Origin of the sequence: uncultured Thiodictyon sp., from assembly GCF_903828115.1 — a bacterium.
Lineage (GTDB): Bacteria > Pseudomonadota > Gammaproteobacteria > Chromatiales > Chromatiaceae > Thiodictyon.
The window spans coordinates 1-3,827 of the sequence record NZ_CAIKKU010000414.1; the positions used below are offsets into that span (position 1 = coordinate 1).

Genomic DNA, 3,827 nt, shown 5'->3' on the forward strand with positions numbered 1-3,827 from the left:
GTCGCTCTGCGGCCATGGCTCGGCTACAGTCAAACTTGGCAGACGCTTCGTTCATCGCTTCACCCCTCGGTTGCTTGTCACTTCCAAGGGTAAAAGAATGGCGGGGCGTTTGCCGACACCTTCAGCAACCTCGATGACCAGCTAGGTCACAGGGTTTTGGCCGGAACGATGATCAAGGCCAAGATCTGCCTCACAGCATCGCGCTCGATAGTGACGGTAGTCTCTATATGGCGGGCGACACGGATTCATCGGACTTCCCATTGGTCAATGCATTGGATGCTCAATATCACGGAACATCGAGCGATCCGGTGCTAAATATCGACTATTCCGGTGATGCCTTCATTGCCAAGCTCGCGCCTAATGGTTCTAGTCTCGTATATTCAACCTATCTTGGCGGACGTATTGGCGACATTGCCTATGGAGTCGCCGTCGATAAGCTGGGTAACGCCTATATTGCGGGAGAAACCAATTCTCCAGATTTTCCCTTGGTTAACGCAATCAGCAGCGACTTGAATGGCGACTCCGATGCCTTTGTCGTCAAGCTTTCCCCGAATGGCTCGACTCTGGTCTATTCGACCTATCTTGGCGGCAGTGGCATGGAAGGTAGTGGGTTAGCTATCGGACCCTCGGGAGACGTTTATGTCAGTGGTTCCACCACTTCCGCGGATTTTCCGGTGATCAACGCAATCGATCCGGACTATAACGGCAATGGGGATATTTTCGTCGTTAGATTGTCCGACGATACGCTCGACGATCCCCGCTCTGCCCTCGACTGGCAAGTCACGGAGATCTATGCCGCCACGCTCGGCTACGCACCTGACAACGAAGGTCTGCAATACTGGGTCAACAACCTGCAGAACGGTGGCTGGACAGCCACTACCGTCGCACAGAGCTTCTTTGATCAGCCACTGGTGCAGACCCTGTATCCCGCCGATCAAGGCTACGAGGCGCTGATCGAGGCGCTCTATCAGAACCTCTTCGACCGCGCCGCCGATGCCGATGGTAAAGCCTATTGGCTGGCCGAACTGCAATCCGGCCGCATCACACGCAATGCCATGATCATAGCGATGATCAACGGCGGTTGGGCAAATGCCGATGCAGCAATCGACATGGCGCGCTTCGGCAACCGCATCAAGGTGAGCCTAGCCTTCGCTGCCGAGCAGACCCGACTCGGAATCGTCTACAGCGCGCTGAGCGAAACGGATCAAGCCAGACTTCGCCAGTTCGGTAAAAATGTGCTGACCAATGTGACCGACGATACCGCCACGCGCGACAGCGCCATTGCCAGTATCCCTGCCCTATTGGCCGAACTGGCTCGCTGAGCGACTGCGCGTCGCACTCCTGGAGAAGTCATGGGACGACAAGCTTTTTTGTTTCGTTAACCGCTTACGATTGTGAGCAATTTTTTATCAATTCAGTCAAGGGAATCAGCGTGATGATCGCTTCGGTTCGTGGTAGTTGTTGTGTTCGCTGTCGGTTGGATCTCGGTCGGTGGAAGACCGCGTCCGTATTCGGCGGCGCACTGTGGTTGAGTCTGGCGGTAGCCCAGGCGGCAACCTTTACCGTCACTACTCTCAACGACAGCGGTCCCGGCTCGCTGCGTCAGGCACTGCTCGACGCCGAGACGCAGCCCGGCGCGGATCGGATCGAGTTCGAGGAGGGATTGAATGGTCTGTTGCCGATTCTCGGGACGCTCACGATCTCCGGGGTCATCGACATCGTCGGTCCAGGCGCGGATGTGCTGACGATTCTTGGCAATGGCTCGGGTAGGGACGTGTTTTCCGTATCCGACGGAGCGGAGGTCGACATTTCCGGGCTGGGAATTACGAACGGCGCAGACGGTATCGAGAATGGTGGCACGTTGACCGTTAGCAACTGCGCGATTTATCAGAACTTCGGCATTGGTATTCATAATTGGGGGAATTTGACAGTTAATGACAGTCGAATCGATGAAAATAACGGTGATGGCATTTATAATTCATGGTGTTGTGACGCTGTACTCGCCGTTAATCGGAGCGTTATTGTTGATAATGCTGAAACCGGTGTCGAAAATAACAATGGCGGCACAGTAACGATTTTTGAAAGCGTCTTGAGCGGCAATCGCAATCGTGGTTTTTATAGTTATCGCGGTAGTTTTATCATCGATCAATCTACGCTCATAGGCAACTCAACAACGGAGAATAATGGTGGCGGCGCCTTACATAGCAACAGTGCAACAACCTTAAGCATTACCAACAGCACCATCTCCGGTAACGAAGCGCTTAGCGGTTGCGGTGGTGGAATCACTATCAGTAATAGTTCGACTATCACCTTCCATAACAATACCCTATCCGGAAACAGCGCAAAAACGGGCGGTGGTCTATGCGTTGGTAGCTCGACCCTGCTCAACCTCTTCAATACCACGATCTCGGATAATTTTGCCACATCCAAAGGCGGCGGTATTTATCTTTGGGATACCACGTCAACCCTGCTGATGGGCAATAGCCTCGTCGCCGGCAATGCCGCGACTGTCAACAATACCGACCCGAACGCTGGTATCGAGCTCTACAGCAACGGCACCTTCAGCTCGCGTGGCGGTAACCTGTTCGGCCAAAATGGCACTCTGGGCTTGGTCAATGCCACGGCGGGCGCAACCGACCTGACCCTCGCCGGTCCCATCTCCACCGCCATCGGGACGCTCGCCAACAACGGCGGCCCAACGCAAACCCACATCGCGGCGGCGGACAGCCCCATTCTCGATGCCGGCAACAACAGCCTCGTCCCCAACGACGCGACCACCGATCAGCGCGGCGAGGAGCGTATTCAAAATAACACGGTCGAGATCGGCGCGGTCGAGGGAACCAATCCGCGCGATGACCTGGACTGGCGGGTGACCGAGATCTACATCGCCACGCTCGGCTGGGCGCCGGACAACGAGGGTCTGCAATATTGGGTCAATCAAATGACCATCGACCCGAAGTGGACACCGACCACGGTCGCGCAGAGTTTCTTCGATCAACCCGGCGTGCAGGCGCTGTATCCGGTGGGTGACGATGGCGCGCTGATCGATGCGCTCTACCAAAACCTGTTTGCCCGCGAGGCCGACACCCTGGGACGAAACTACTGGCTCGCCGAACTGGCTGCCGCGCGCGTGGAGCGCAATCAGATGATCATCGCCTTGATCGAGGGCGGTTATGCCAATCACGAAGCCATCGACGACATGGCGCGCTTCACCAATCAGGTGCAGATTGGTCGGGCCTTTTCCGCCGAACAGGAGCGCCTTGGTATTGTCTACCGATCGCTCAATACCGAACAGCAGGCGACCCTGCTTGACATCGGCGCCGATCTGATGGACCAGGCGACGTCGGAAGCCGGCATGCGCGACCGGTTGATCTCGCAAATTCCCGGCTTGTTGGCTGGGTTGGCACCCTGAGCGACTCCAAGAACGGTTGCCTGAAAATAGCGATGGATGCGCGGTGCGGTCGGTCGGTGCTCATGATTCGAGCTTGAACATGAGGACACCGGCCATGCCAGACAACATATGTGTGTAGCAGTGTCATCCATGATGTCGCTGCAATCTTATCTTATTGAAGAATAAGGCAAAGAGTGACCGGACGATGGCTCTCCAGGATTTCAAATTATTGGTAATATCTTTGCCGGGTCGCCGCGTGAGATTGCTCCACGCAAGCGTCCAGACCACGGAGATTGGCCTCGATCATCGTTTGGTCCACCTGGGAGCGCGGGCGTCTCGCCCGCCTCGCGAGCCAAAGGCCCGCGCTCCCAGGAACGGCTAACATGGATCAAACGATGATCGACGCCCGGAGATTTACGCACATCTCTCGCCTGAA

The 3,827-nt window shown here is 55.9% G+C and carries 2 protein-coding genes; both read left to right on the plus strand.

Features of this window, described 5'->3' with window-relative positions:
- The first annotated feature begins 185 nt into the window (after nucleotides 1-185).
- Nucleotides 186-1,322, plus strand: a complete 1,137-nt coding sequence (locus QZY48_RS15310) for an SBBP repeat-containing protein (RefSeq protein WP_295432307.1) — start codon at nucleotides 186-188, stop codon at nucleotides 1,320-1,322.
- Nucleotides 1,323-1,435: 113 nt separating this feature from the next.
- Nucleotides 1,436-3,412, plus strand: a complete 1,977-nt coding sequence (locus QZY48_RS15315; RefSeq protein ID WP_295432305.1) for a right-handed parallel beta-helix repeat-containing protein — start codon at nucleotides 1,436-1,438, stop codon at nucleotides 3,410-3,412.
- Nucleotides 3,413-3,827: the final 415 nt, after the last annotated feature.